Source organism: Sphingomonas populi (assembly GCF_004208535.1).
GTDB lineage: Bacteria > Pseudomonadota > Alphaproteobacteria > Sphingomonadales > Sphingomonadaceae > Sphingomonas > Sphingomonas populi.
This window is the reverse complement of record NZ_SGIS01000014.1, coordinates 1-26,423: the sequence shown is the minus strand read 5'-3', so window position 1 is coordinate 26,423 and position 26,423 is coordinate 1. Positions and strand designations below refer to the sequence as shown.

At 66.5% G+C, this 26,423-nt stretch carries 21 protein-coding genes and 1 rRNA gene; 14 read left to right on the top strand and 8 right to left on the bottom strand.

The annotated features are described in order from the left end of the window. Positions 1–139 precede the first annotated feature (139 nt). The 3 genes from sppA to EWE75_RS10725 all read left to right on the top strand — a co-directional run bounded on the left by sppA (position 140) and on the right by EWE75_RS10725 (position 3,925). Positions 140–2,017, top strand: coding sequence for a signal peptide peptidase SppA (sppA, locus tag EWE75_RS10735; protein WP_130157259.1), 1,878 nt, complete (start codon positions 140–142; stop codon positions 2,015–2,017). After that, positions 2,011–2,574: a GNAT family N-acetyltransferase gene (locus tag EWE75_RS10730; protein ID WP_130157257.1), complete on the top strand. Its 564-nt coding sequence runs from the start codon at positions 2,011–2,013 to the stop codon at positions 2,572–2,574. The genes sppA and EWE75_RS10730 overlap by 7 nt, the downstream gene beginning before the upstream one ends. Before the next feature lie 139 nt (positions 2,575–2,713). After that, positions 2,714–3,925, top strand: a complete 1,212-nt coding sequence (locus EWE75_RS10725; RefSeq protein WP_130157255.1) for a CaiB/BaiF CoA transferase family protein — start codon at positions 2,714–2,716, stop codon at positions 3,923–3,925. Between the two features lie 140 nt (positions 3,926–4,065). Here the strand turns inward: EWE75_RS10725 and gshB are convergent, their stop codons facing one another. The 3 genes from gshB to rsmI form a co-directional block, all read right to left on the bottom strand. Continuing rightward, positions 4,066–5,025 carry a glutathione synthase gene (gene gshB / locus EWE75_RS10720; RefSeq protein WP_130157253.1) on the bottom strand — a complete coding sequence of 320 codons (960 nt, stop codon included), beginning with the start codon at positions 5,023–5,025 and terminating at the stop codon, positions 4,066–4,068. Positions 5,026–5,150: 125 nt separating this feature from the next. Continuing rightward, complete coding sequence (locus EWE75_RS10715) at positions 5,151–5,504, bottom strand: YraN family protein (protein ID WP_130157251.1); 354 nt, start codon at positions 5,502–5,504, stop codon at positions 5,151–5,153. Continuing rightward, the gene (gene rsmI, locus EWE75_RS10710; protein WP_130157249.1) at positions 5,501–6,334 is read right to left on the bottom strand and encodes a 16S rRNA (cytidine(1402)-2'-O)-methyltransferase; all 834 of its coding nucleotides are present in this window, start codon (positions 6,332–6,334) and stop codon (positions 5,501–5,503) included. Before rsmI ends, EWE75_RS10715 begins: the two co-directional genes overlap by 4 nt. An 11-nt stretch (positions 6,335–6,345) precedes the next feature. On the opposite strand from rsmI, the gene EWE75_RS10705 reads away from it, so the two are divergent. Continuing rightward, a complete protein-coding gene (locus tag EWE75_RS10705; RefSeq protein ID WP_130157247.1) occupies positions 6,346–7,533 on the top strand; it encodes a penicillin-binding protein activator in 1,188 nt (395 codons plus the stop codon). A gap of 144 nt (positions 7,534–7,677) precedes the next feature. Next, positions 7,678–9,300, top strand: coding sequence for a helicase HerA-like domain-containing protein (locus EWE75_RS10700; RefSeq protein WP_130157245.1), 1,623 nt, complete (start codon positions 7,678–7,680; stop codon positions 9,298–9,300). 174 nt (positions 9,301–9,474) lie between these two features. Here EWE75_RS10700 and EWE75_RS10695 read toward each other — a convergent pair whose 3' ends face one another. Then, entirely contained in the window at positions 9,475–10,227 is a 753-nt protein-coding gene (locus tag EWE75_RS10695) for a TonB family protein (protein WP_130157243.1), read from the bottom strand. Positions 10,228–10,314: 87 nt separating this feature from the next. Here EWE75_RS10695 and EWE75_RS10690 point away from each other — a divergent pair, with 87 nt between their 5' ends. Further along, entirely contained in the window at positions 10,315–11,190 is an 876-nt protein-coding gene (locus EWE75_RS10690; protein ID WP_130157241.1) for a dienelactone hydrolase family protein, read from the top strand. 44 nt (positions 11,191–11,234) lie between these two features. Continuing rightward, complete coding sequence (locus tag EWE75_RS10685) at positions 11,235–11,873, top strand: glutathione S-transferase family protein (RefSeq protein ID WP_130157239.1); 639 nt, start codon at positions 11,235–11,237, stop codon at positions 11,871–11,873. Between the two features lie 10 nt (positions 11,874–11,883). Here the strand turns inward: EWE75_RS10685 and EWE75_RS10680 are convergent, their stop codons facing one another. Next, positions 11,884–12,897 carry a sodium:calcium antiporter gene (locus tag EWE75_RS10680; RefSeq protein WP_130157237.1) on the bottom strand — a complete coding sequence of 338 codons (1,014 nt, stop codon included), beginning with the start codon at positions 12,895–12,897 and terminating at the stop codon, positions 11,884–11,886. A gap of 346 nt (positions 12,898–13,243) precedes the next feature. Between EWE75_RS10680 and EWE75_RS10675 the strand changes: the two genes are divergently transcribed. From EWE75_RS10675 to EWE75_RS10660, 4 genes are all read left to right on the top strand, one after another. Then, complete coding sequence (locus EWE75_RS10675; protein WP_130157235.1) at positions 13,244–13,447, top strand: hypothetical protein; 204 nt, start codon at positions 13,244–13,246, stop codon at positions 13,445–13,447. Between the two features lie 167 nt (positions 13,448–13,614). Further along, positions 13,615–16,098, top strand: a complete 2,484-nt coding sequence (locus EWE75_RS10670) for a TonB-dependent receptor plug domain-containing protein (protein WP_130157233.1) — start codon at positions 13,615–13,617, stop codon at positions 16,096–16,098. Between the two features lie 144 nt (positions 16,099–16,242). Continuing rightward, a complete protein-coding gene (locus EWE75_RS10665) occupies positions 16,243–16,683 on the top strand; it encodes a hypothetical protein (RefSeq protein ID WP_130157231.1) in 441 nt (146 codons plus the stop codon). 85 nt (positions 16,684–16,768) lie between these two features. After that, entirely contained in the window at positions 16,769–18,775 is a 2,007-nt protein-coding gene (locus EWE75_RS10660) for a TonB-dependent receptor plug domain-containing protein (RefSeq protein ID WP_130157229.1), read from the top strand. A gap of 28 nt (positions 18,776–18,803) precedes the next feature. Here the strand turns inward: EWE75_RS10660 and EWE75_RS10655 are convergent, their stop codons facing one another. Further along, entirely contained in the window at positions 18,804–19,634 is an 831-nt protein-coding gene (locus tag EWE75_RS10655) for an arylamine N-acetyltransferase family protein (protein ID WP_130157227.1), read from the bottom strand. A 60-nt stretch (positions 19,635–19,694) separates the two neighbouring features. Between EWE75_RS10655 and EWE75_RS10650 the strand changes: the two genes are divergently transcribed. After that, on the top strand, positions 19,695–20,687 hold the full coding sequence (locus EWE75_RS10650; RefSeq protein ID WP_231708308.1) for an L-threonylcarbamoyladenylate synthase: 993 nt from the start codon (positions 19,695–19,697) through the stop codon (positions 20,685–20,687). A gap of 98 nt (positions 20,688–20,785) precedes the next feature. Here the strand turns inward: EWE75_RS10650 and EWE75_RS10645 are convergent, their stop codons facing one another. Beyond that, positions 20,786–21,865, bottom strand: coding sequence for an AI-2E family transporter (locus tag EWE75_RS10645; RefSeq protein ID WP_130157223.1), 1,080 nt, complete (start codon positions 21,863–21,865; stop codon positions 20,786–20,788). A 128-nt stretch (positions 21,866–21,993) separates the two neighbouring features. Between EWE75_RS10645 and EWE75_RS10640 the strand changes: the two genes are divergently transcribed. Continuing rightward, positions 21,994–22,671 carry a response regulator transcription factor gene (locus EWE75_RS10640; RefSeq protein WP_130157221.1) on the top strand — a complete coding sequence of 226 codons (678 nt, stop codon included), beginning with the start codon at positions 21,994–21,996 and terminating at the stop codon, positions 22,669–22,671. Between the two features lie 256 nt (positions 22,672–22,927). On the opposite strand, the gene EWE75_RS10635 is transcribed toward EWE75_RS10640, so the two are convergent. Further along, positions 22,928–25,462, bottom strand: a complete 2,535-nt coding sequence (locus tag EWE75_RS10635; RefSeq protein WP_206364742.1) for a TonB-dependent receptor — start codon at positions 25,460–25,462, stop codon at positions 22,928–22,930. A gap of 838 nt (positions 25,463–26,300) precedes the next feature. Here EWE75_RS10635 and EWE75_RS10630 point away from each other — a divergent pair. Next, positions 26,301–26,423 (top strand): 16S ribosomal RNA (locus EWE75_RS10630); the annotation flags it as partial.

Below are 26,423 nucleotides of genomic sequence, written 5' to 3'. Positions count from 1 at the left end.
CGTGACCTGATCGTCAACCGCGCCGACGCGAATTTCGCGTCTGTATTGGTTGAATAATACGGGTGTTTACCTGTTCGCGGCGATGCTCTAGCGGGGACTCTAGCGATGGCGGATCATCCGCCAACAGGAGAGCGGCAGAGTGAAACTCGTTCGGGGTGCTTGGAAGCTACTGGTCGGGATCAAGGACGCGCTCGTCCTGATCGCGATGCTGCTGTTCTTCGGCGTGCTGTTCGGCGCGCTCGCCGCGCGGCCCGGCGGATCGACCACCCGGCAGGGCGCGCTGCTGCTCAAGCTCGACGGACCGATCGTCGAGCAGCCGAACGAACCCGGCGCGCTCGTCAGCCTGAGCGGATCATCGACCACGCCCGAATATCGCCTGCGCGACCTGGTGCGCGCGCTCGACAAGGCGAAGGGTGACGGCGACGTCAAGGTCGTCGTGCTCGATCTCGATTCGTTCGGCGGCGGCTATCCGGCGGCGGTCAACGAGGTCGCCGACGCGGTCCGGCGGGTGCGCGATAGCGGCAAGCCCGTGCTCGCGTATGCCACCGCCTATACTGACAGCGGATACCGCCTCGCGGCCAATGCAAGCGAGATCTGGGTCAACCCGATGGGCGGCTCGCTGTTCATGGGGCCTGGCGGATCGCAGCTCTATTACAAGGGCCTGATCGACAAGCTCGGCGTGACCGCGCACGTCTACCGGGTCGGCAAGTACAAGTCGTTCGTCGAGCCCTATACGCGTGACGCCGCTTCGCCCGAGGCGAAGGAAGAGGTCGTCAAACTGTATCAGGTGCTGTTCGCACAGTGGCAGGACGCGATCACCAAGGCGCGGCCCAAGGCGAAGATCACGCCGTTCCTGACCCAGCCCGACAAGGTGATCGTCGCCGCACAGGGCAATGTCGCGCAGGCGAACCTCGATGCCGGGCTGGTCGACAAGCTCGGCACCCGGCTCGATTTCGACAAGCGCGTCGCCGAGATCGCGGGCGTGGGCAGCGGCAAGGCTGCCGGCACGTTCAACACGATCAAATATGACGGCTATGTCTCGCGCAATCCGCTGCCGACCGGCGGCGCCGCGATCGGCGTGCTGACCGTCGCGGGCGACATCATCGACGGCAAATCGACCGCCGGTAGTGCAGGTGGCGACACCGTTGCCAAGCTGCTGCTCGACGGCCTCGCCAAGAAGACCCTCAAGGCTTTGGTGGTGCGGGTCGATTCACCGGGCGGCTCGGCGCTCGCTTCGGAGACGATGCGCCGCGCGATCCAGGAGGCGAAGGCGCAGAAGCTGCCGGTCGTCGTATCGATGGGGTCGGTCGCGGCGTCGGGTGGCTATTGGGTGTCGACGGCGGGCGACCGCATCTTCGCCGAGCCGACCACGATCACCGGATCGATCGGCATCTTCGGGATCATCCCGACTTTCGAGAACACGCTGAAGAAGATCGGCATCACCACCGACGGCGTGAAGACCACGCCGATCTCAGGTCAGCCCGACATCTATGCCGGCACCAACGCCGAGACCGACGCGATCTTCCAGGCGGGAATCGAGAACGGCTACCGCCAGTTCATCACCCGCGTAGCGACCGCGCGGCACATGACGCCGCAACGCGTCGATGAGATCGGTCAGGGCCGGGTGTGGGACGGCGGCACCGCGCGGCAGATCGGGCTGGTCGACCAGTTCGGCGGGCTCGACGATGCGGTTGCGGCGGCGGCGAAACTGGCCGGATTGAAGAGCGACGGCTATCATGCCGAATATCTCGAGAAGCGGCCGGGGATGCTCGCCAAGCTGATCGCACAGCTTACGCGCGATGACGATGACGATGCCGCGGCGGGGGGCGATGCCTTCACCCGCATCGCCGCGCAGCACCGCGCGCTGTTCGCGCAGGCGCTGGGCGATGTGAAACGGATCGGCACCGGCGCGGCGATCCAGGCGCGCTGCCTCGAATGCGAAGGCCTCGGCGCGAGCGCGCCGGCACAGGAGGACGTGACGTTGATGAACCTGATTCTGGCGCGCTTCGGATGGTGATCGCGGTTCGGCCCGCCACGCCCGAGGATGCTTCGGCGATCGCGGATATCTATCGCCCCTATGTCGAGGCCGCGACGATCTCGTTCGAGACCGAGGCGCCCGATGCCGACGAGATGCGCCGCCGCATGCTCGCCTCGGAGGGCCGTTTCCCGTGGCTGGTGGTGACCGAGGGCGAGGCGGAAACGGTGATCGGCTATGCCTATGCCGGCAGGTTCCGCGACCGCCCGGCCTATGAATATACCGTCGAGACCTCGGTCTATCTTGCGCAGGACGCGCAGGGGAAGGGCTATGGCCGCCAGCTTTACGACGCGCTGATCGACACGGTGCGCGCGCAGGGCTTCGCGCATGCGGTGAGCGTCATCACCTTGCCGAACGACTGGCTGATCCGGCTGAACGAATCGGTCGGCTTCAAGCGGACCGGCGTGTTGCGCGAGCTGGGCTACAAGAACGGCCGCTGGATCGACGTGGGGTTCTGGCAATGCGAACTCAACGACGCGACGATCCCGCCCAAGCAACCCAAGCCGTTCAGCGAGACCGGGATGGTGTGGGACTGGTGAGGGGTGTCGGCGTGCGGTAACAAACGCCTTCCAACCGTTCGTGTCGAGCGAAGTCGAGACACCTGCGCTTGGGGCGTGCCCCTCGACTTCGCTCGGGACGAACGGTTTGGGAGTGGATGGGCGTTGAGGGCCACGCGCGATGAGTGAGACGCCGCCCCCCTGGCAAGGCCCGCTCGCCGGTGTGACGGTGCTCGATTTCTCGCGCGTGCTGGCCGGGCCGGCGGCGTCGATGGCGCTGGCCGATCTCGGTGCGGATGTCATCAAGGTCGAGCCGCCGGGGACTGGCGATGACACGCGTGGCTTCCCGCCGCACCGTGACGGGGTGAGCCATTATTTCCTCGCCAACAATCGCGGCAAGCGCAGCATCGTCATCGATCTCAAGACGCCCGAGGGTGTCGATATCGCCAAGGCGCTGGTGGCGAAGAGCGACATCCTCATCGAGAATTACCGCCCCGGCGTGATGGACCGGCTCGGCCTCGGCTATGAGACGCTTGCCGAGCGCAATCCGGGGCTGATCTATTGCGCGATCTCCGGCTTCGGCATGACCGGACCGCTTCGCGACAAGCCCTCGTTCGACATCGTCACGCAGGCGCTGTCGGGGGCGCTCAGCGTCAATGGCGAGCCGGGGGCAATGCCGAGCCGGCTGGGGATTCCGCTCGGCGATCTGGTCGGCGGGGTGAACGGGCCGATCGCAATCCTCGCCGCGCTGCATGAGCGGCACGCGACCGGCAAGGGGCGGCTGATCGACATCAGCCTGCTCGACGGGATGTTCGGGATGCTGAGCTATCTCGCGCAGCTTGCTTTCTTCACTGGTGAAGACCCTACACCGCAAGGATCGCAGCATCCCAATCTGGTGCCGTATGGCGCGTTTCCCGCCAGCGACGGGTCGATCATCATCGCCTGCCTGACCGATGCGTTCTGGGCGCGGATCTGCGCGGCGCTCGGGCAGCCCGAACTCGCGCGCGACGCGCGGTTCGCCACCACCGAGCGGCGTCGCGATGCACGGTCCGAGGTCAACGCGCTGATCTCGGATTTCACCGAACGGCGGTCGGTCGCCGAACTGGTCGCGCTGTTCAGCGAGCATCAGGTGCCGAACGCGCCGATCCTCGGCGTGGGGGAGGCGCTCGCGCAGCCGCAGGCGGTGGCGCGCGAGATGGTGGTCGAGGTCGATCACCGTACCTTGGGGCGCATCCCGATCGTCAACCGGCCGTTCCGCTTCCCGGGCGAAACGATGCCGAAGCCAACCGCGCCGCCCGATCTCGGCGAGCATAGCGACGCGATTTTGCGCGAGATGCTGGGGCTGGACGACGCGGCGATTGCCGCGTTGCGGGCGAGCGGGGTCGTCGCCTAAGCGGCAAAGATAGCGTGGTCTTATTCCGCTCCTGCCGAGTAGCCCGAAGGCGCATGTCCCGAGCGCAACCTTTGCTTCGATATGCACACCCTATACGGCTCGCCTACTCGAGCGCTACTCGGCACGGACGGAGGTTTACGTCATGCCGCCCGAGATGCGACCCGCGCCTCGATCGCGTCCCAGATCAGCCCCGCCACATCGGTGCCGTCGAACTTTTCGATCGCGACGATTCCCGTCGGCGAGGTGACGTTGATCTCGGTCAGCCACTTGCCGCCGATTACGTCGATGCCGACGAACAGCAGCCCGCGCCGCTTGAGTTCGGGGCCGAGCTCGGCGCAGATCGCCTCTTCCTCCGGCGTCAGCACGGTCTTCACTGCGGAGCCGCCGACCGCGAGGTTCGAGCGGATCTCGCCTTCGCCTGGCAGGCGGTTGATCGCACCCGCGACCACGCCGTCGACCAGCACGATCCGCTTGTCGCCCTGCGCCACGTCGGGGAGGAACGCCTGCACCATATGCGGCTCGCGCCAGGCGGTGTTGAACACCTCGATCAGCGCCGACAAATTGGCGCCGTCGCTGCCAACCTTGAAGATCGCCTTGCCGCCGTTGCCGTGGAGCGGCTTGATCACGATCTCGCCGTGCTTCGCGAGGAAAGCGCGCGCTTCGTCGAGGCTGCGCGTGACGAGTGTCGGCGGCATGAAGTGCGCGTAATCGAGCACGAACACCTTCTCCGGCGCGTTGCGCACGCTGGCGGGATCGTTGACCACCAACGTCTTGTCGGCGATCCGTTCGAGCAGGTGGGTGGCGGTGATGTAGCCGAGATCGAACGGCGGGTCCTGCCGCATCAGCACCACATCGGCGTCATCGCCGAGATCGAGCTGGACGGGGTCGCCGAAGCTGAAGTGGTTGCCCGGAACGCGCTGGACGGTGACGGGGTGGGCGAGCGCCCAGACGCGGCCGTCTGAGTAGTTGAGGGCTTCGGCGGCGTAGTGAAAAAGTTTGTGGCCGCGCGCCTGTGCGGAGAGCATCAGCGCGAAGCTCGAATCGCCGCCGATGTTGATCTGGTCGAGCGGGTCCATCTGGACGGCTACCGTGAGAGACATTCATAGCCCTTTCGTCGCCCCGGCGAAGGCCGGGGCCGCTGTGTGTGGGGCAACCGCTTCGCCAAGCAACGTAGCGGCCCCGGCCTTCGCCGGGGCGACGGTTAGGGGGCATCTAGGTGCGAAACTCACCCGATCCAAGCATTCTCGATATGCCGGAGCGGCACGCCGCGCGCGATGAGGATGACATCGACGCGGATATCGTCGCCGGGCTGCGCATACTCGGCCATCAGCACTTCGGCGGCAGCGGCGACGCGGGCGAGGCGGTGCTCGTCGATCGCCATGTCGAGATCGGCGGCGGTGCGGCGGAGTTTGACCTCGACGAACGCGACGAGGCCGGGGCGGCGCGCGATGAGATCGACCTCGCCCGCCTTGGTGCGAACCCGGCGCGCGACGATCTGCCAGCCTTTCAGCCGCAGCCACCAGCCTGCGATGCGCTCGCCGCGCCGGCCAGCCGCCTCGGCGACGCGGCGGTCTCTCACCCCTTCATCTCAAGCGCCCGCGCGTAGAGTTCGCGGCGGTCCAGCCCGAGCTTCTTGGCGACCTCACCCGCCGCCTTGGAGGCGGGGAGGCGTTGCAAAGCTTCGGCGAGCGCGGCGTCGACATCCTCAGCGCTGGCGGCTTCTGGTTCTCCCGGCGGGGCTACGACGATGACAATCTCGCCCCTTGGCGGCGCATCGGCATAGCGTGCCGCCAGCGCGGAGAGCGAATCGGTGACAGCTTCCTCGAACTTCTTGGTGATCTCGCGCGCGACCGCCGCGTCGCGATTCCCCAGCCCCTCGGCGAGTGCCGCCAGCGTGACGGCGAGGCGCGGTCCCGATTCGTACAGCACCAAGGTCGCGCGGATCGCGGCGACTTCGGCGATAGCGGCGGCGCGCGCCTGCGCCTTGGGGGGCAGGAAGCCGAGGAAGAAGAAGCGGTCGGTCGGTAGCCCGGCGAGCGTCAGCGCGGCGATCGCGGCGCACGGGCCGGGAATCGTCACCACGGTATGTCCGGCGGCGCGGGCATCGCGGACCAATTTGTAGCCGGGATCGGAGATCAGCGGCGTACCCGCGTCGGACACCAACGCCACCGCCTCCATCCCCATCCGTGCGATCAGGCCGGGGCGGACGGCTTCGGCATTGTGGTCGTGATAGGGCGTCATTAGCCGCTTCACGCCGATGTGACGAAGTAATCCCGCCGTCACACGCGAGTCTTCCACTGCGATTACGGCAGCTTGTGATAAGATCTGGGCAGCACGCGGCGAAAGATCACCGAGATTGCCGATCGGGGTGGCGACGATATAGAGACCGGGCGCGAGTACAGCGTTCATCGGAGGGGTTCATGACAGACGTGGCAAGGGTACGGCAACCAGGAAGGCCGCTGCGGCGTGCCGTGATCGTCATGGCCGCGATGCTGCTGGCGGGCTGCCAGACGGTGCTGCCGCGCGGCGCAACCGAGCCGGGCCGCCGCCCGCCGCCGGTTCAGCAGCCGAATCAGGTCGAACAGGGCATCCCGACCGACACCGCGCGCCACCGTGTCGCGCTGCTGGTGCCGCTGTCGGGGCCGAATGCGGGCGTGGGGCAAAGCCTCGCCAATGCCACGCAGATGGCGTTGCTCGATTCGAACAACCAGCGCATCCGCATCACCACCTATGACACCAATCTCGGCGCCGCCGCCGCCGCGCAACGGGCGATCGCCGAGGGCAACCGGCTGATCCTCGGCCCGCTGCTCGGTGACGATGTCCGCGCCGTCACGCCGATCGCGCACCGTGCTGCGGTGCCGGTGGTGGCGTTCTCGAACGATGCCTCGGCGGCGGGGCAGGGCGCGTATCTGATGGGCTATGCGCCCACCCAGTCGATCGCGCGCGTGGTCGATTACGCCAAGGCGCAGGGCATCACGAGCTTCGCCGGGCTGGTTCCCAACGGCACCTATGGCGAGCGCGCCTCGACCGCGTTCCTGCGATCGGTGGAGAGTGCGGGCGGGCAGGTCGTGTCGCTGCAGACCTATCAGCGCGTGCCGGGGTCGATCACCGCCGCGATCACGCGGATGGGCAAGGATTCGCCGTATCAGGCGATCCTGATCGCCGACAGCGCCAACACCGCGTCGGCAGCGGTGCCGGTGATCCGCCGCGTCGGTACGAGCAGCGCGCATGTGCTCGGCACCGAATTGTGGAATTCGGAAAGCTCGATGGCGAACAAGCCGTCGCTCAACGGCGCGTGGTTCGCGAGCGTGTCGAACGGGCTGTACCGGCAATATGCCGCCAAATACCGTGCCCGCTTCGGCGCTGCGCCGTTCCGGCTTTCGAGCCTCGGCTATGATGCGGTGCTGCTGACGATTCGCATTTCGGCGGACTGGACGGTGGGCACGCCCTTCCCCGAGCGGCGGCTATCCGATTCGGGCGGGTTCGCGGGCATCGACGGCGCGTTCCGCTTCGGCAAGGATGGCGTCGCCGAGCGCGCGCTGGAGGTGCAGGAGATTCGCGGCGGCACCGCCGTCACCGTCTCGCCCGCGCCGCGCGGCTTCGAATAAGGGGTCTCAACCGTCACCCCGGACTTGTTCCGGGGTCCACGGTGCGGCAGTCTTTGCGCGTGAGGCTCGGTCGATGCGCTTGCGGCGGGGTGGACCCCGGAACAAGTCCGGGGTGACAAAAGCGTTTGCGAGCGGGAGCTTTTCATGACGGACGGCGGCATCTTCATCGGCGCGGATGAGGGCGGGGCGAACCCGCAGAGTCTCGACCTCAGGCGCGCCAACCGCCACGGACTGATCGCCGGCGCGACCGGCACCGGCAAGACGGTGACGATCCAGGGCATCATCGAAGGCTTCTCGGCGGTCGGCGTGCCGTGCTTCGTCGCTGACGTGAAGGGCGATCTGTCGGGGTTGGCGATGGCCGGATCGCCGCAAGCCAAGACGCACGACGCCTTCGCCGCGCGCGCCAAGGCGATTGGCGACGATGACTGGAGCTATGCCGAAACGCCGGTGCAGTTCTGGGATCTGTACGGCGAACAGGGCCATCCGATCCGCACCACCATCTCGGAAATGGGTCCGCTGCTGCTCGCGCGGCTGATGGACCTCAACGACGTGCAGGAAGGCGTGCTGACGATCGCCTTCCACGTCGCCGATAAGGAAGGGTTGCTGCTGCTCGACCTCGACGATCTCCAATCGATGTTGAGCTATTGCGCGGCGCGCGCCGACGAGCTGACCACGACCTATGGCAACGTCTCCAAGCAATCGATCGGCGCGATCCAGCGGTCGCTGTTGCAGTTGCGCAGCCAGGGCGCGGAGAATTTCTTCGGCGAGCCGGCACTGGCGATGGCGGACTTCATCGGCTTGGACGACAAGGGGCGCGGCATCGTCAACGTGCTCGCGGCCGACAAATTGATGCAGAGTCCCAAGCTCTACGCCACTTTCCTGCTGTGGCTGATGAGCGAATTGTTCGAGCATCTCCCCGAAGTCGGCGATCCCGACAAGCCGGTGATGGCGTTCTTCTTCGACGAAGCGCACCTGCTGTTCGACAATGCCCCCAAGGCTCTGCTGGAGAAGATCGAGCAGGTCGTGCGGCTGATCCGGTCGAAGGGCGTCGGCGTCTATTTCATCACGCAGAACCCGATCGACGTGCCCGATACGGTGGCGGGGCAGCTCGGCAACCGCGTGCAACATGCGCTCCGCGCGTTCACGCCACGCGATCAGGCGGCGGTGAAGGCGGCGGCGACGACGTTCCGCGCCAACCCTGGCGTCGATGTCGAAACCGCGATCACCGAATTGAAGGTCGGCGAGGCTTTGGTCTCGCTGCTGCTGCCCGACGGCGCGCCCGCGCCGGTGCAGCGCACGCTCATCAAGCCGCCTGCCTCGCGCGTCGGCCCGATCACGCCCGCTGAACGCAAGGTGCTGATTGAGACCGATGCGATCGGCGCGAAGTACGACACGCTCGTCGATCGCGAATCGTGCGAGGAAATCCTCGCCGCCAAGGCACAGGAGGCGAGCGCCGCCGCCGCCGAGGCGAGTGCGAAGGACGCGACCGACAAGGCCGCCGCCGCGCAGGCCAAGGACGACGCCCGCGCCGCCAAGGAGGCCGAGCGCGCCAGGATCGCCGCTGACCGGGCGGCGGCGAACAGCCCCTGGGCCAAGATCGCCACCACCGCCGCGCGCACAGCGACCTCGACGATCACGCGGCAGGTGGCGAACGAAGTGGCCAAGCAGGTGTTCGGCACGGGCTCACGGCGCGGTGCGAGCGGGGGAGGCGACCTGCTCGGCGGGATCGTGCGCGGCGTGCTGGGCGGGATCTTCAAGGGGCGGTAGGGCGACGGCGCTGGCCGTCGGCTCGGCGCGCCTTAAACCGTTCGTGCCGAGCGAAGTCGAGGCATGCGCGCACCGGGCGGTCCCTCGACTTCGCTCGGGACGAACGGCAGTTTTGGTATCCGGGACAGCGCACACCTGTCCTGCCACCTCGCTCGGAATGCCGCGCCCCGCACGTCACTGATCCCCGTCGTCGTCCTCGTCATGCCCGACCACCCAGGTGTGGTCCTGGTTCTCGATCCGCGAGCGGACCTTCTTGCCGCTGGCGTCGCGTGCTGGCTCATAGCGATAGCGCTGTTCGATCAGCCGGCAGGTGGTGGCGTCGATATCGGGATTGCCGCTGGTCTTGCGGATCGTGCAGCCGGTGGCTTGGCCGGTGACTTCGACGGTGAAACTCACCCAGACGGTGCCGCCGACGCGGGCTTTCAGCGCGCTCGCGGGATAGTCCGACCCTTTGATGCGGCCGCTCTTCTGATAGGCTTCCCGTCCGCCGCCGCCGTCGCCATTCCCCTTGCCGCCGCTGCCGGTGCCATTGCCGGTTCCGCCCGCGCCAGTGCCGGTGCCGGGTTTGTCGGACGCGCCCGAACTGGCCTGCTTGCCCGCCGCCGGGGTCGGCGCGGCGACGATCGGTGGGGGGACCGGCATCGGGATCTTGGGCGGCGGCGCAACCACTTCGGTCGCCTTCGATCGGATGTTGGGCGGTGCCGCTGCGCCGGCCTTGTGGATGCTCGGCTTGGGGTGCGGTTTCGGCGGTGGAGGAGGCGGGGGCGGCGGGACGGTCACGCCGAACAGCTTGAGGTCCTGCGTGACGACGTGCGGGATCGTCACGGTGAAGCCGGTGGCGAGCAACAGGCCCAGCCCGACCTGCAGCACCGCTGCGCCGATCGCGGCTATCACCTTCCTGTCGCTGCTGGCGCGGTATGTCGTCATTGTCGCGTGCCAACCTCGGATCGTGCCGCTAGGTTCCAACGCCAAGCCGCGCCTTTCGTCCAGCCGATTCATCCGGGAGCCTTTTGCATGACCGATTTCCGCGACCGCGCGATCCAGCTTTACGATGCGTTCACCCACGAACATCGCGACCGCCGCGCATTGCTGCGCGACATGGTGGCGCTGACCGGATCGCTTGCCGCTGCCGAACTGTTGATCGCCGGCATCGCCGCCTCGCCGGCGGCTGCCGCGATCACCGATGTCGCCGATCCGACGCTCGATATCGTCAAAGAGGCTTATGGCGTCGGGCCGGGCAAGCAGGTCACCGGCTATTTCGCCTCGCCCAAAGGCAAGACCAACCTCGGCAGCGTGATCGTCTTCCACGAGAATCGCGGGCTGACCCCGCATATCGAGGATGTCGCGCGGCGTTTCGCGCTGGCCGGCTTCCGCGCGGTCGCGCCGGATTTCCTCAGCGATCAGGGCGGCACGCCTGACGATGAGGACAAGGCGCGCGACCTGATCGGCAAGGCCGACCTCGCCGCGATCACCAGCGAAGCGGTCGGCACGATCGGCGCGATGCGCGCGCGGCCCGGCGGCAACGGCAAGGTTGGCATCGTTGGCTTCTGCTGGGGCGGCGCGCTGGTCAACCGCGTCGCGGTGGCGGCGGGTGATGCGCTCGCGGCGGGCGTCGCCTATTACGGCCCCGCGCCCGACCCCGCCGAGGCGGTGAAGGTCGCCGCGCCGCTGCTGCTGCACTATGCCGGCAAGGACGCGCGCGTCGCCGCGACCGGCGCGCCGTGGGTGGCCGCGCTGAAAGCGGCGGGCAAGGACGTTACCGATTACACCTATGACGGTGTCGATCATGCCTTCAACAACGATACCTCGCCCGAGCGGTATAATGCGGCAGCGGCGTTGCTCGCGTGGGACCGCACGATCGCGTTCCTGCACGCGCATCTTGACCGCTGACGCTGGCTATGTTCCACTAATGTTCTGATTCGAAGGGACGGATGATGGCAAACGATCTGATATTCTACACCAACCCGATGTCGCGCGGACGAACGATCCGCTGGATGCTCGAAGAGGTGGGCGCGTCCTATGAGACGGTACTGCTCGATTACGCGTCGTCGATGAAGGACCCGGACTATCTGGCGGTCAACCCGATGGGGAAGGTGCCCGCGATCGTCCACCACGGCAAGGTCGTCACTGAAGGCGCGGCGATCTGCGCCTATCTGGCGGATGCTTTCCCGGAGGCGGGATTGGCGCCACCTCTGGCCGATCGTGCGGACTATTATCGCTGGCTGTTCTTCGCGGCCGGGCCGGTCGAGCAGGCGTTCACCAACAAGTCGCTTGGCGTGACCCCCAGCGACGAGCAGAAGCGCATGGTCGGCTATGGCTGTTTCGAGCAGACCATCGATACGCTGGAGGCGGCGGTCGCGGCGACGCCTTATGTGACGGGCGACAGCTTCACCGCCGCGGACGTCTATGTCGGTGCGCAGATCGGCTTCATGCTCCAGTTCGGCATGTTGGAACCGCGCCCGGCGTTCGTGGCCTATTGGAACCGCATCTCGGCCCGCGATACGTTCAAGCGCGCCGCCGCAGTCGACGACGCGCTGATCGCCGCCGCGCAGGAGGCCGCTGCGGAGGGGTGAGGCCCGCCGCTCACGCGGCCAGGTGCAGGGCGACAAGCAGTCCGGCGAACACCCCGTAGAGCAGCCCCATCGACGCGAGCAGCGCGCGCGAAATCCAGCCGCCGCGAAACGCGGCGAACAGGATCGCGATCGCAATCGCCGTCACGCCGGCGGCGAGCAGCAGCGAGCGATCGAGCAGCCAGGGGGTGAAGAACAGCCCGAGCGCGGTCGGGATCGTCGCCTGGATCATCATCGCGCCCGAGATGTTGGCAAGCGCGAGCCGGTGCTTGCCTTGCCGCACCCAGATGATCGCGTTCATCGTCTCGGGCAGTTCGGTGGCGATCGGGCTGAGCAGCAACGCGAGCAGTTGCGGCTTGAGGCCAAGCACGGGGCCGAGATGTTCGAGCTGCTGCACGAACAGCCGCGAGGCGAGGAAGATCACCACCAGCGCCGCGAGCGTCTGGACGATGGCGATTGCGGTGCCGGGCGTTTCCGCTTTGGGCTGGAAGCGGAGCGGCTCCAGCGCGCCTTCCTCTTCGTCGGCGTCATCGCCCGTCATCTCCTGACGAACGTACAGCGCGTAAGCGGCGAGGAAGAGGAGACCAAGCCACGGCTTGACCGCGAACAGCACGAGGCCGAGCGCGATCTTGACCACGAAGATCGCGAGGAACCAGCCCTGGTCACGGCTCAACTGGCTGAAGCTGGCGCGCATCGCAGGTGTATCGGCGAGGTGCCGGCCCGACAAAAGCAGCATGATGCCAACGGTCGCATAGGCGATCGTCGCGAGCGCGAGGGGGCCGCCCAAAGCCGCGCCGACGCCGAGATCCTTCGCCGCCGCGCTTCCCCCGAACGCGACCGCGACCAACGTCACCACGCTTTCGGGGAGTGCGGTGCCGAACGCGGCGAGCACGGTGCCGGTCGCCTTCTCGCCCACCGCCAGCTTGCGGCCGACCCATTCGACGCCGTTCACGAAATACTCGCACGACAGATAGATCACCACCGCCGAGCCAAGCAGCAGCGCGACCGTCATCCAAAGCGAAGCCATTGCACGAGTTCTCCCGGGGCCGGGACGACAGACACACGGATGCGGCGCGACGCCCGACCCCGAACGTTCACCGATCCATGGTCTCGTCAAACCATCAGGCCGCACGCGCCACGGCCAAAGCCGATCGTGTTGACGCGCGCCCCGCTGCGATGCGGGCGACTACTCCCCAGGAAGCGACCGCGATGTGGCGGATCGCGGCGGTGCCGTCAACCGGCGGCTTTCAGTAGCATCAAAAGGCCGGCTTGTACGCGGCGAAGCATTTCTAATAATTCCTATTGAGCGGATGGGATATAGTCACGTCACTGTAACAGCGAACCCGCCGCGCGACGGTGCAACAGGAGGACATGTGAAAAAGCTCGCTTTTCCCGCGCTGGTCGCGGCTGCGCTCGCGGTGACGGGCTGCGCCAGACAGGCGGACGATGCCAACGCTACCGCGCTCAACGATGTCGTCCTCAACGATACCGACGGCGCCAATCTTTCCGCGACCGATTCGCTCGACGGCAACGTCACCGATTCGAACGCGACCGAGACATCAGGGAACGCGCTGTAATCCCGCGCGTCCGCTGACGACCCGACACGCTGGTAAGCTCCCATGCGTAACCTCGAACCCGGCAGCCTCGCTGCCGGGTCATTTTTTCTACCAGACCTAACCTGGATCGCGCCGCCAGCCGGCTAATCCGGTTACGATAAAACAAAAGAAAATCAGGGACTTTGACTATGAAACCTCTCCGGTCGCTCCTCGCCGTCGCCGTATCGACGATCGCGCTCGCCCATGCCGTAGCCGCGCAGGCCCAGACCAGCCCCGCCGCCGGCCCCGCCGCCGACCCCGCCGCCGCGCCGGAGACCGTGGCGACCGACCAGACCGACATCGTCGTCACCGGCACGCGCACCACCGGCCGCTCGCGGCTCGACAGCGTCTCGCCGATCGACGTGCTGAGCGCGGCGACCCTGCAACGGCAGGGCACCACCGAGCTCGGCGCGTCACTCGCCGCCGTGGTGCCGTCGATCGATTTCCCGCGCTCCTCGGCGGTGGACGGCACCGACTCGATCCGCCCCGCCACGCTGCGCGGGCTTTCGCCCGACCAGACGCTCGTGCTTATCAACGGCGTGCGCGCGCATACGTCTGCGTTGCTCAACACCAACGGTTCGGTCGGGCGCGGATCGGCAGCGGTCGATCTCAACACGATCCCGAGCATCGCGCTCGACCGGATCGAAGTGCTGCGCGACGGTGCCGCCGCGCAATATGGCTCGGACGCGATCGCCGGCGTCGTCAACCTGCGGCTGCGCGAGGCGCGCACCGGCGGCGGCGCGTCGGTCACCTACGGCCAGTATATCACCGACGTGAAGACCGCGCGCGGGGACCGCAGCGAGCGCGACGGCGAGACCGTCACCGCGAGCGCGTGGCAGGGCCTCGCGCTCGGCTCGGACGGGTTCCTCACGCTGTCGGGCGAATATCTCAACCGCAACCCGACCAGCCGCGGCGATTTTGATCCGCGCAAGACGCCGATTCGCGTGCGCTCGCGCTTCGGCGATCCCGATGTCGAGCAGTACAGCTTCTACGCCAACGCGGCCAAGCCGCTCGATGACAGCGGCTTCACCCTTTACGGTTTCGGCGGCTATCAGCACCGCGATAGCGTGAGCGCCGCGACGGCGCGCGTGAACGGCGGCACGGACGCGAACGCCAGCGCGGCGGCGCTCGCCAGCCTTTACCCGGACGGCTTCACCCCGCTGATCGCGGTGACGTCCGAGGATCTCACCGCCACCGCCGGCCTGCGCGGCGACATCGCCGGCTGGAAGACCGATCTGAGCGTGTCCTACGGGCGCAACCAGTTGAAGTTCAACACGCGCAACTCCGGCAACGCCACCTATGGCGCCGCTTCGCAAACCGCGTTTTACGACGGCAAGATCACCTACGACCAGATCGTCACCGGGCTCGACGTGGCGCGCGAAATTCCGCTCGGCGCGGGCACGATCAACGTCGCGTTCGGCGGTGAATATCGCCGCGAGGGCTTCCAGATCGGTGCTGGCGAACACACCTCCTATGACCGTGCTCTGGGTGCGCCTACCAACGTCGGTTCGGGCGCGCAGGGCTTTCCGGGCTTCCTGCCGTCGAACGAAGTCAACGCGCATCGCGACAATGGCTCGGGCTATCTCGACCTCGAAGCCAAGCCGATCGACGGCCTGACCTTGGGCGCGGCCGGTCGGCTCGAACATTATTCGGATTTCGGGACGACGGTGAACGGCAAGCTCTCCGCGCGCTACGATTTCGCGCCGTGGCTCGCGCTGCGCGGCACCGTCTCGACCGGCTTCCGCGCGCCGTCGCTCCAGCAGCAATATTACACCTCGACCGCATCGGTGCTGACCACGGGTTCGATCGTCGAGACCGGCCTGTTTCCGTCGACCAGCGCGGTCGGCGTAGCGCTCGGCGGCAAGGCGCTGCGGCCCGAAAAGGCGGTCAACTATTCGGCGGGTTTCGTCATCCGCCACGGCGGGTTCGATCTGTCGGTCGATGGTTATTACATCAAGATCCGCGACCAGATCGCGCTGTCGGAGAATCTGAGCGGCACGACCGTGATCGAGCGACTGCGTGATGAGAAAATCACCACCGTCACCGCCGCGCGCTATTTCCTCAACGGTATCCGCTCGACGGCGAAGGGCGTCGATATCGTCGCGCATTACCGCGCGCCGACAGCCAGCCTCGGCACCTTCGACCTGACCGCTGCCACCAACATCAACAACATCAAGGTGACCCAAGCGCCGCCGGCCGCGACGATCACCTCATCGAAGAGCAGCACCACGCTGCCGGTGTTCAGCCGCCAGCGGATCGTCTCGTTCGAGCAAGGCACGCCGCGCGAGAAGGTGGTCGGAACGATCGACTGGTCGCTTGACCAGTTCGGCGCGACCGCGCGGGCATCCTATTATGGCGACGTCACCCAGCCGGGCACCACCGGCTTCGCCGAGGATGACATCCACACCGGCCGCCACACGATCCTCGATCTCGAAGTGCGCTACACGTTGCTCAAGCGGATCAACCTCGCGGTCGGCGCGAACAACCTCCTCGACGAATATCCCGACTATGTGAAGCTGGCGTCGTCGCGCGGCACCGTGCTCAACAGCACGGGGCTGGTCGGCTTTCCGTATTATTCGCCGTTCGGGTTCAACGGGCGGTATGTCTACGGTCGTATTGGCGTGAACTGGTAAGTGGACCGGGGGCGGGCGCTTCGCCTGCCCCCGCACCCCCGTTGGCGTTTTCCCGTCTGGCAGACGTTCGAACGCAACAAGACGGGTTGGCTTCCGCGCTGATATGTGATATGTTGTAACATCTTCCAAGCGGGTGCGGGTGGTTTGACGGTTCATAGCGGGCATGTTGCGGGACGCGTACCGCCCGGCGTTGCCGGGCGCGGATCGTTGCGCCGTGCGGCCGTGCCGGAGCTGGCGCGGATCGCTTTCGCACTGCTGCTCGTGGTGGCGCTGTGGCTGCAAGGCTGCGTTGTCGCCGCGCATGTCCATGAGCAACCGCGCTCCACCGCTTTCTCCACCGCGACTGGCGCGGACATCCAGCGCGCGCCGGTCGATCATCGCCGCCCGCCGACCGCGCCCGATTCCTGCCCGCTATGCCAGGAGATCGCGACCGCTGGAGCCTATCTGCCCGCACCCTCGGTCGAATTCGCGCTGCCTGCGCAGCATGCCGCCTGGTATGCGGCGGCGGCACTATGGCGCGCGCTACCGCGCCAGCGCTCGCACGCGTGGCGCAGTCGCGGGCCGCCGGTCGCTCCACACCTCTGACATAAACGCGAAGGGACGATCCGGTCCCTCGTTCCCGGCGGTCGCGTGTGCGGCCTTGCCGTCAAGGTTCCTGGAGTTTGAAGAAATGCGAAACGTCCTCCTCGGAGGTGCGGCGCTCGCCGCGCTGCTGTCCGCCCCGGCACATGCCGATCCCGCTCCCGCCCCGGCACCCGACGATTCGGGGCAGGTGTCGCGCGAAGTCATCGTCACCGCGTCGCCGTTCGCCTTACAGCGCGACGACACGCCGACGATCGTCGCCAAGGTCGATCGAAGCCAGATCCTGCAAAGCGGCGGCGCCAGCATCGCCGATGCGCTGGCGAGCGTGCCCGGCATCTCCTCGACCGGCTTCGCCGCCGGCGCGAGCCGCCCGATCATCCGTGGCATGGACGCGCAGCGGGTGCGTATCCTCGAAGACGGTTTGAGCAGTTCGGACGTGTCCGATGTCGGCCCCGATCACGGCATTCCGCTCGATCCGCTTTCGGCGCGTAGTATCGAGGTGGTGCGCGGCGCGGCGACCTTGCGCTACGGCAGCCAGGCGATCGGCGGCGTGGTCAATGCGCTCAACGATCGCGTGCCGACGAGCCTGCCCACGCAGGCGCTGAGCGGCGAACTGGTCGGCAGCTACGGCACCGCGGCGCGTTCGGGCGAAGGCTCGGCGCTGATGGATGGTCGCGCCGGCAACCTCGCGGTGCATGCCGACGGTTTCTACCGCAACACCGGCGATTACGACACGCCCGACGGCAAGCAGCCGAACAGCTATTTCACCGGACACGGCGAGACGGTCGGCGCGTCGTATTTCTTCGGGCCGAATTCGGACAGCCACATCGGCGCGGCGGTGATCCAATATGATTCGAAATACGGCATCCCGAGCGACACCACCTATATCGACATGCACCAGACCAAAGTGCTGACCAAATCGTCGTTCGATCTCGGCGGCGGCACGCTCAAGACGCTGACCATCGACGGCAGCTATGCCGATTACACGCACAGCGAGATCGATCCCGACACCAACGAAGTCCTCTCGACTTTCCGCAACAAGGAGGTCGATGGCCGCGCCGAACTGCTGCTCGGCACCAGCCTGTTCAAGAACATCGCGCTCGGTGTCGAGGTGCAGCACCGCGATTTTTCGGCGCTGGGTGAGGGCAGCGATTATCTGCTGCCGACATCGACCCAGAGCGAAGCGGGCTATGCCTTCGTCGAGACGCCTCTGGCGACGCGGCTGAAATTGCAGGTGAGCGGGCGGGTCGAGCATGTCCGCGTCGAGGGCACGCCGATCTCGGACCGCTTCACCGCCGCCGATTTCACACCCGTCAGCGGCGCGATCGGCGCGCTGTATGATGCAGGCGTGGTCAAGCTCGGCTTCACCGCGGCCAGCACCGGCCGCGCGCCGGGGATCACCGAGTTGTTCGCGCGCGGCGGGCATGACGGGCCGGGCACCTTCGAGACGGGCGATCCCGCGCTCAAGGTCGAACGCGCCAATTCGCTGGAGGCGACGTTGCGCATCCACAGCGGGCCGTTCCGGTTTGAGGGCAGCGCGTACAGCACCTGGTTTAAAAACTACATCTATGGCGACCTGACCGGGCGCACCTGCGACGACGCCGGTGTGTGCGGCGACGGTACGGGCGACCTCAAGGAGCTGTTCTATCGCCAGCAGGGCGCGCATTTCCGCGGGCTGGAGGGCGAGGCGAACGTCGATCTGTTCAGAGCCGGGGGCAGTGCGCTGCAACTGCGCGCGCTGGCGGATTACACGCGCGCGACGCTCGACACGGGCGGCAACGTGCCGCGCATTCCGCCCTATCGCTATGGCGGCGGGCTGACGTGGACGAGCACGCGAGTCGATGCCGGCGTCCTGATGTTGCACTCGGGGCGGCAGGACAGGTTCGGCGCGTTCGATACGGCGACGCCCGGCTTCAATGCGCTGAGCGCGCATGTCTCTATGCGGCCGTTCAGCGCGCATCCGGGGGTGGAGTTCGCCGTGGTGGGGCAGAACCTCACCAACGACGTGCAACGCAATGCCGCCGCGCTCAACAAGGATGACGTGGTGATGCCGGGCCGCAATATCCGCTTCGTGGTGAAGCTGGCGACGTTCTGACCCGCGCGGGCCGGGCGGCGGGTGCCGCTCAGCCCGCGAACAGACCCAGTTGGGCGACCTCGTCCACCGACAGGTCGATGCCGAACATCATGCTCAGCCGCAGCCGGTAGACGCGCGGATCGGTGATCTCGGTCTGCGCGTCGTCGCTGCCCGCGCGGCGGCGATAGGCGCGGTCGGTGAGCGAGGCGAAGCCGCGCGGCAGCACGATGCTGACCACGCTGGTGGTGCGAAAGCGGCTGCCCGGCGCGGTCGCGGCCCAGAGGTTGCCCATCGCCAGATCGGCATCATAAGCGGTGCCGGGTACGAAGCTGTATTGCGGCTGGAAACCGTCTCCGCCGCCGCGCCCGTCGGTGGTGGCGGGGTCGCCGGCGCGCGATAGCATCCAGCCTTGTTCGCCCTCGCGGGTCAGGCGGAAGCTGGCGCCGTCGGGCGCGGTCGCCTCGGCACCGTCGATCAGCGGCATCGGCGGCGTGTAGCTGCCGCCGAACCCGGCATCGGCGATCCACTCGCCGCCATCCAGCGTGACGATGCTGATCGCATGCGTCAGCGGCGGCGTCGTCTCGGCACCGAGCCACACGCGCGCAAGCTGGGGCCGCGCGGTAAAACCTGCCGCCGCCAGCGCATCGAGGAACAGCCGGTTGTGCTCGAAACAATAGCCGCCGCGCCGCGCCGTCACCAATTTGGCGAACACCGCGCCGCTATCGATCGCGATCGGGCGCCCGAGCATCACGTCAAGGTTCTCGAACGGGATCGCCAGCCGATGCGCGCGCTGGAGCGCTTCCAGTCCGGTGACATCAGCCGCGATGGGTTCGCTCAAGTGGATGCGTTGAAGGTAATCGGCAAAGTTGAAGCTGGTCATGAGGCCCTCTTTATATTGCGGCGCAACATGCTACATTGCGCCGCAATGAACGCGCCCGGCATGATCAACAGCACCCGGACATTGGCTTTCGGCGATGCCGCCATCGCCGAGGCGGCGACGCTTATCAAGTCCGGCGGTGTCGTCGCCGTCGCCACCGAGACGGTGTACGGCCTTGCCGGTGATGCTACCCAGCCGAAGGCGGTCGCGGAAATCTATGCCGCCAAGGGCCGGCCGAATTTCAATCCGCTGATCGTCCATGTCCTCGATCTGCACATGGCGCACCGGCTCGGCGAGTTCGACCGGCGGGCAGAGGCGCTCGCCGAGATGTTCTGGCCGGGGCCGCTGACTCTGGTGGTGCCGCGCCGCGCCGGGGCGGGGGTGGCGTCGGTCGCCACCGCCGGGCTCGACACGATCGCGATCCGCGTGCCCGCACACCGCGCGATGCGCGCGCTGATCGAGGCATCGGGCCGTCCGCTCGCCGCACCGTCCGCCAACCTGAGCGGTGCGATCAGCCCGACGCGGGCGGAGCATGTGCTCGCCAGCCTCGGCGGCCGCATCCCGCTGATCGTCGACGACGGGCCGTGCGAGCAGGGCGTCGAATCGACGATCGTCCATGAAATCGACAATGCGACGCGCGTGCTCCGTCACGGTCCGGTCAGCGTCAACGCCTTGCTCGCGACGATCCAGGCGCGTGCGGGCGAGAAGTGGCGGGACATCCCCGGGGTCGAGCGCTTCGATCCGGGTTTGAGCGGGTTCGAGACGCGGATCGAGGCGCCGGGGCAACTCGCCTCGCATTATGCGCCGTCCAAGCCACTGCGGATCAACGCGATCCACGCCGAACCCGACGAGTGGATGATCGGCTTCGGCCCGATCTTCGGCGATGCCTCGCTATCGCGCTCGGGCGATGTGAAGGAAGCGGCGGCGCGGCTGTTCGACCTGCTGCATGAGGCGGATGCCAGCGGCAAGGCCGCCATCGCGGTCGCGCCGATTCCGGGCGACGGCGTGGGGACGGCAATCAACGACCGGCTGCGACGGGCCGCGCACCCGCGCTGAGGCTATCGTCATCCCAGCAAAGGCTGGGATCTCTCCGGGGCGGGCGTGACGACCGCCGCGCGAGACCCCAGTTTGCGCTGGGGTGACGGGAAGGGGGGCTATGCCGCCTCCGCTTCCACCACTGGCTCGCCGACGAAATCGCGCCACAGCATGATGAGCACCGCCATCGTCGCCGGCCCGACGAACAGGCCGAGCAGCCCGAGCGTCTCGACGCCGCCGAGGATGCCGATCAGCACCCACAGGAAGGGCAGGCGGGTCGCGCCGCCGATCAGGATCGGGCGGATGAAATGGTCGGCGATCGCGACCACGATCAGGCCGATCACCACCACCGCGATCGCGCTCGCCACCGCCGATTTGGCGAGCAGCAGCACTGCCGCCAGCGCGAACATCACCGCCGCGCCGAACGGGATCATCGCCGCGATCGCCGTCACCGCGCCGAACAGCAACGGATGCGGCACGCCGAGCACCAGATACACCACGCCCATCACTGCGCCTTCGCCGATGCCGACCAGCACGAGCCCGTCGATCGTGCCTCGGATCGACAGCGCGGCGAGCAGCGCAATGCGTTCGCCCGCCGGGCCGAGCATGCGGTCGCCGGCATGGCGGCATTGCGCGAGGATCGAGTCGCGGTCGCGCAGCAGAAAGAACAAGGTCAGCAGCGTAAAGCCGAAGATCACCGCGCGGTGCAGCACGTTGCTGCCGATCAACTGCGTGCGCGCCAGCCACTCGGCGCTGCGCCAATGCTGCAATTGCAGGCTCGCCGCCTCGGGCGTGGTGAGATTCTCCTGCCACCAGGACGCCAGCGCGTGCGACCCGACCGGCAGTTGCGCGACCCAGCCCGGCACCGGCAGCCCGTGCGTGCGCGCGAGCGTAACCCAGGTGGCGACCTCATGCGCTTCGCGCGCGGCCTCGGCGATGCACAGGATCAGCGGGATCAGCACGAGCAGCGCCAGCGCGGTGGTGCCGATCGCGGCGAGCCAAGTGCGCGCGCGCGGCCCCGGCCAGCGCGCGACGGCGCGCTGCCGCAGCGGATCGATCGCGACCGCGATCACCACCGCCCATACCAAGGCGGGCAGGAACGCCGAAGCGATCCATAGCCCGAGCAGCCCCAACAGCGCGGCCAGCGTGACCCGGCCGATCCGCCGCACGCGTTCGCGCATGACATCTTCATCGTTCATGGCGCGCACCGTAGCGGTATCGCCGGTTTTCGAAAGGGCCGCGAACATGACACGGATTTCACGCGCATTACGCCGCCCATGCTGGCAAGCGACTGCTTGAGCATCTGCCGCGAGGAGCGAACACTGTCATGCGCCTTCTGATCGCCGAGGCCGATCCCGCCGCCGCGAAGCTGCTGGCGCGCGATCTCGCCGAACTGGGCCACGATTGCGAGATCGTCGGCGACGGTCGCGCCGCGCTCGCGCAGGCGACCGAATCGCGGTTCGACGCGATCCTGCTCGAATGCCTGTTGCCGTTCGTCGACGGCGTCGCCGTGACCGCGCTGCTGCGCGATCGCGGCATCGATCTGCCGATCATCATGGTCTCCGCGCTCGACGATCTCGACCAGCGTCTGATCGCGCTGGAGGCGGGCGCCGACGATTATCTCGTCAAGCCGGCCGCGCCGGCGGAGATCGATGCGAGGCTGCGGGTGATCCTGCGGCGTGGCGCGAGCACGCGGAAGTCCGGCGTGATGTGGGCGGGCGATATCGAGGTCAACGAGATCAAGCGCAGCGCGACCCGTGCCGGTCGCGCAATCAAGGTGCAGAACATCGAATTCCGTATCCTGTGCGAGCTGGTGCGCAACGCGAACACCGTCGTGACGCGGCAGATGCTGTACGAGACGGTGTGGAACTATGACTCCGCACCCAAGACCAACGTGGTCGAATCGCACATGACCCGGTTGCGCAACCACCTGACCCAGCCCGGCGAGCGCGACCCGATCGCGACGATCCGCGGCGCAGGGTACATGCTCAGCGATCGGGATTGAGACGGGGAGGGGCGCACCGCCTCCGCGATACGGCTTCGGTATCGCCATCGCATTGCACCTGTTCGCACTTATCTCGTCGGAGTGCGTATCGATAGCGGGGCGCTGGGGGCATGTGCTTCGACAAGCTTAGCACGACCGGGGAAGGTGGGATCGGGGAAGGTGGGATCGGAAGGGGGAAGCGCGATAACGCCCGTGCGCAACAAAAAAAGGCCAGCGACCTCGCGGTCGCCGGCCTCTCTTTTGGTCGATCAGGCGATCAGAAGTTGACGCTGATCTCGCCGCCGAAGGTGCGCGGCGAGTTGAGGTTGCCGTAATCGCCGAGGATGCCCGAATAGCTGAGCGTGCCATTGTTGTTGGCGGGCGACGAGTTCGCTGCGGACCGGCGATAGACGTAGGTCGTGTCGAACAGGTTGCGACTCCAGACGGAGACCGTCACCTTGCTGCGATCACTGACCTGGATGTCGCCCAGCGCAATGCGGCCGTTCACGACGAAGCTGGCGTCGGTCTTGGTTGGCTCGAGCTGGAAGCTGTACTGGCTGCTCGCGTAGTTGCCGTCGAGGTGGAAGCGGATGTTCGCGCCACCCGCGATGTTGACCGGCGTGACATAGTCGATCGCGCCCGACGCCGCGTTTGTCGGCGTGTAGACAATGTAGAGTTGCTGCGGTGCGCCACCGGTGATCGGGTTCACCGCCGACGGTGCCTTCCAGTAGGTGTAGGCGTACGAGGCCGACAACGTCAGTTCCGGAATCGGCTTCACAGTCAGATCGGCTTCGATACCGCGGATCTTGGTATCGCCGGCGTTCTGCGTCTGTTCGATATGGCTGCCGAGCGTCGGGCTGTTGGCGGCCGTATCGTACTGGTCGAAGTCGAACTGGGTGTTGCTGCGGTCCATGATATAACCGGCGATGTTGAGGCGAGCGCGGTGCTCCCAAAAGTCCATCTTAGCGCCGATTTCATATGATTTGACCGATTCCGGGCCGAACGCGTTGAAGGTCTGCGAACGGTCGTTCGCGCCGCCGGCGCGGAAGCCGGTCGCATATTTGGCGTACAGGTGGATCGTGTCGGTCGCATCGAACGCGACGTTGATCATCGGATCGAAGCGGCTGATGCTGTTCTTGAAGCTAAACGGCGACGCGACGTTCGTGACCGTCGGGTTGGTCAGGTTCGACTTGTTGTTCACGACATACAGCGTGCCGTGACGGTCGTCCTTGGTCCAGCGGCCACCAGCCGTGATGTGGACCACGTCGCCCAGCGCTTCCGGTGTGAAGGTCAGGTTGCCGAATACCGAATAGTTGTGGTCAACAGCCTGGCTGGCGCGGGTGATGTACTGGCAGCTGTTGGCAAACTGCGGCACGGTCGCGGCGAGCGTGTTGTTGCACGACGAGTCATACTGCTGATAGCCCGAGTTCGCGCTCGAGATCGGGTTGCCGTTGCCAGGGATCGGGCTGCGGACGGTGTAGCCGGTGCCGTCGGCGTTCCACAGGTTGCTCTGCGGCGTCGCGGCGTATTCGGTCGCGTGTTCGGTATAATAGTAAGCACCGACGACGTAATCGAACTGCGGGATGCTGCCGACCGCCTGGATTTCCTGGCTGAACTGGTGCTGGCGCAGGAACGACAGGCTGTACCGGCTGAAGTTCGCGTTCGGCGCGAAGGTCTGACGCTCTGGACCGCCCGAGTTATCCCACTGGTCTGTCGAAACGCCGCGCCACGCGGTGATCGAACGCAGTTCGAGGAACGGCGCGACCTTGTACTTAATGTTCGACGAGAAGCCGTGCGTGATATCGACGCTGGGCTGCTGCGGCACGCCGACGTCGGCGACGGTCTGCCGATCCGGATGCACGCCGACGAGCGGCGCCTTGGGCGCGATGCACGGCGAGGTGGCGCAAACCAGCTTGCCGCTGCCGTCATAGGTGCCCACGGCATAGCCCTTGGGGTTGTAGTTCAGCAGTTGGCTGTACTGCGGCGTGTTGTCGTCCTTCGCATAATCGTATGCGAGATCGACCGTCAGATCGTCGATCGGCTTCCAGCGCGCGGCGGCGCGGCCGCCCTTGCGGTCATAATAGTTCCAGCCGGTCGAACCCGTGAGCGGGTCCTTCACGGTCGGGTCCTGATGCTGGTACACGCCGTCGAACTTGAGCGCGATGTTCATGAACGAAGGCAGGTCGAGGTGGAAGTCGGCATTGCGACCGCCGAAATTGCCCACGCCAGCGGTCATGCGGCCGCCGAATTCGCCGGTCGGCGCTTTCGAGACGAGGCTCAGCGCGCCGCCTTCGGTGTTGCGACCGAACAGCGTGCCCTGCGGACCCTTGAGAACTTCGATGCGCTCGATGTCGAACAGCGCAGCGTTCAGGCCCTGCGTCTTACCCAGCGCGACGCCGTCGATATAAACGCCGACGCCGCCGTCACGCGCGGTCTGGTTCTGGTCATAAGGAACGATGCCGCGGATACCGATGGTCAGCGCCGACTGGCGGGCTTCGAAGGTGGCGACGCGCAGCGACGGGATCGAGCCGTCGGCGAGGTTGAACAGGCTGAGGACGTGGCGGTCGGCGATGCCCTGCGAGCTGAGCACGCTGATCGAGATCGGCGTCTTCTGGAGATTGGTTTCGCGGCGCGTCGCGGTGACGACGATGTCGCCGATCTGGGCCGTATCGGCCTCCGGGGCCGGAACGGCGTCTGCTGCGGGAGCGGGTGCGGGCGCTACGGCATCGGCTGCGAAAGCCGGCGCGGCGGTGAAGGCGATAAGAGCGCTGCCGAGCAGCAGCTTCAGGCGAACGCCTGGCGAAGTTTTCATGTCGTTACCCCTTGGCTCGGGAGCGTTCTCCCGACGGCGGGCCAGTACGAACCTATTAAGTCTCCGGCGTTACAATCGCTGCAACGCAGCGGATATCGTAAACGTATATTCGCACCATAAACATGATATAAATATCATATATCGTTAAAGCCTGCGATATTGCGTCTATATATTAGAGTGTCGGGCTGCTGCCGGGTGCTATTTGCCCGAGCGCGGTACGGCTCCTTTACGCAGGATTGCGGTCGAAACGCTTCTTGGTGTGGCGACTATGTCGCACTTTGATGCGGCGAGGATGTTGCTGGTTGTCCGCTACCTCAACGGTCCGGGCGTCAAGCTGCCACGAGTCGCCACGTCGAGCCGTCGATTCGCGATAGGGGTTGGATCGGCTGCCACGGAACTGTCACGCGGAAGTGGCGGAAAACCGCCATTTTTTGGTGTGAACGTAAGAAAAGTGCAAAAAGGGTTTGACGGTGTGGGGGAGTGGCCGTAGAGGGATGTCACCGCAGCGGTGGCCGACATGGCCGTCGCGGTGGTCACGAAATCTTCGGCGCTGAACCGCCCCGGTAAAAGGGGGTTAGGTTGGGCGTCGGTATTTTGCGCTCTTTGACATTGTTGGTTTAGATGAAGGGACATGTGGGCGGCGGCTTGCGGGTTCTGGCGGCTTCAAGGCGTCGGATACTCGTTTAAAGCTAAGCTGCTCTCTATGTCCTTCACGTATCCATACGTAAATGGGTTCCCATCAAAGTATTACTTTGATGGGCGCCTGAAGTTATGTGCAGAGCGGCTCCTTGAGATGAGTGGCTTGATCGGGGCATTCCACCTGGATCTTGTCATACATAAACTTGAGAGTTTGATCATGGCTCAGAATGAACGCTGGCGGCATGCCTAACACATGCAAGTCGAACGAACACTTTCGGGTGTTAGTGGCGCACGGGTGCGTAACGCGTGGGAATCTGCCCCT

Coding starts and splice junctions, on each gene's coding strand:
- EWE75_RS10730 (WP_130157257.1), top strand. CDS start 2,011: ATGGTGATCGCGGTTCGGCCCGCCACGCCCGAGGATGCTTCGGCGATC.
- EWE75_RS10725 (WP_130157255.1), top strand. CDS start 2,714: ATGAGTGAGACGCCGCCCCCCTGGCAAGGCCCGCTCGCCGGTGTGACG.
- gshB (WP_130157253.1), bottom strand. CDS start 5,025: ATGTCTCTCACGGTAGCCGTCCAGATGGACCCGCTCGACCAGATCAAC.
- rsmI (WP_130157249.1), bottom strand. CDS start 6,334: ATGAACGCTGTACTCGCGCCCGGTCTCTATATCGTCGCCACCCCGATC.
- EWE75_RS10705 (WP_130157247.1), top strand. CDS start 6,346: ATGACAGACGTGGCAAGGGTACGGCAACCAGGAAGGCCGCTGCGGCGT.
- EWE75_RS10700 (WP_130157245.1), top strand. CDS start 7,678: ATGACGGACGGCGGCATCTTCATCGGCGCGGATGAGGGCGGGGCGAAC.
- EWE75_RS10695 (WP_130157243.1), bottom strand. CDS start 10,227: ATGACGACATACCGCGCCAGCAGCGACAGGAAGGTGATAGCCGCGATC.
- EWE75_RS10690 (WP_130157241.1), top strand. CDS start 10,315: ATGACCGATTTCCGCGACCGCGCGATCCAGCTTTACGATGCGTTCACC.
- EWE75_RS10685 (WP_130157239.1), top strand. CDS start 11,235: ATGGCAAACGATCTGATATTCTACACCAACCCGATGTCGCGCGGACGA.
- EWE75_RS10680 (WP_130157237.1), bottom strand. CDS start 12,897: ATGGCTTCGCTTTGGATGACGGTCGCGCTGCTGCTTGGCTCGGCGGTG.
- EWE75_RS10670 (WP_130157233.1), top strand. CDS start 13,615: ATGAAACCTCTCCGGTCGCTCCTCGCCGTCGCCGTATCGACGATCGCG.
- EWE75_RS10660 (WP_130157229.1), top strand. CDS start 16,769: ATGCGAAACGTCCTCCTCGGAGGTGCGGCGCTCGCCGCGCTGCTGTCC.
- EWE75_RS10655 (WP_130157227.1), bottom strand. CDS start 19,634: ATGACCAGCTTCAACTTTGCCGATTACCTTCAACGCATCCACTTGAGC.
- EWE75_RS10650 (WP_231708308.1), top strand. CDS start 19,695: ATGATCAACAGCACCCGGACATTGGCTTTCGGCGATGCCGCCATCGCC.
- EWE75_RS10645 (WP_130157223.1), bottom strand. CDS start 21,865: ATGAACGATGAAGATGTCATGCGCGAACGCGTGCGGCGGATCGGCCGG.
- EWE75_RS10640 (WP_130157221.1), top strand. CDS start 21,994: ATGCGCCTTCTGATCGCCGAGGCCGATCCCGCCGCCGCGAAGCTGCTG.
- EWE75_RS10635 (WP_206364742.1), bottom strand. CDS start 25,462: ATGAAAACTTCGCCAGGCGTTCGCCTGAAGCTGCTGCTCGGCAGCGCT.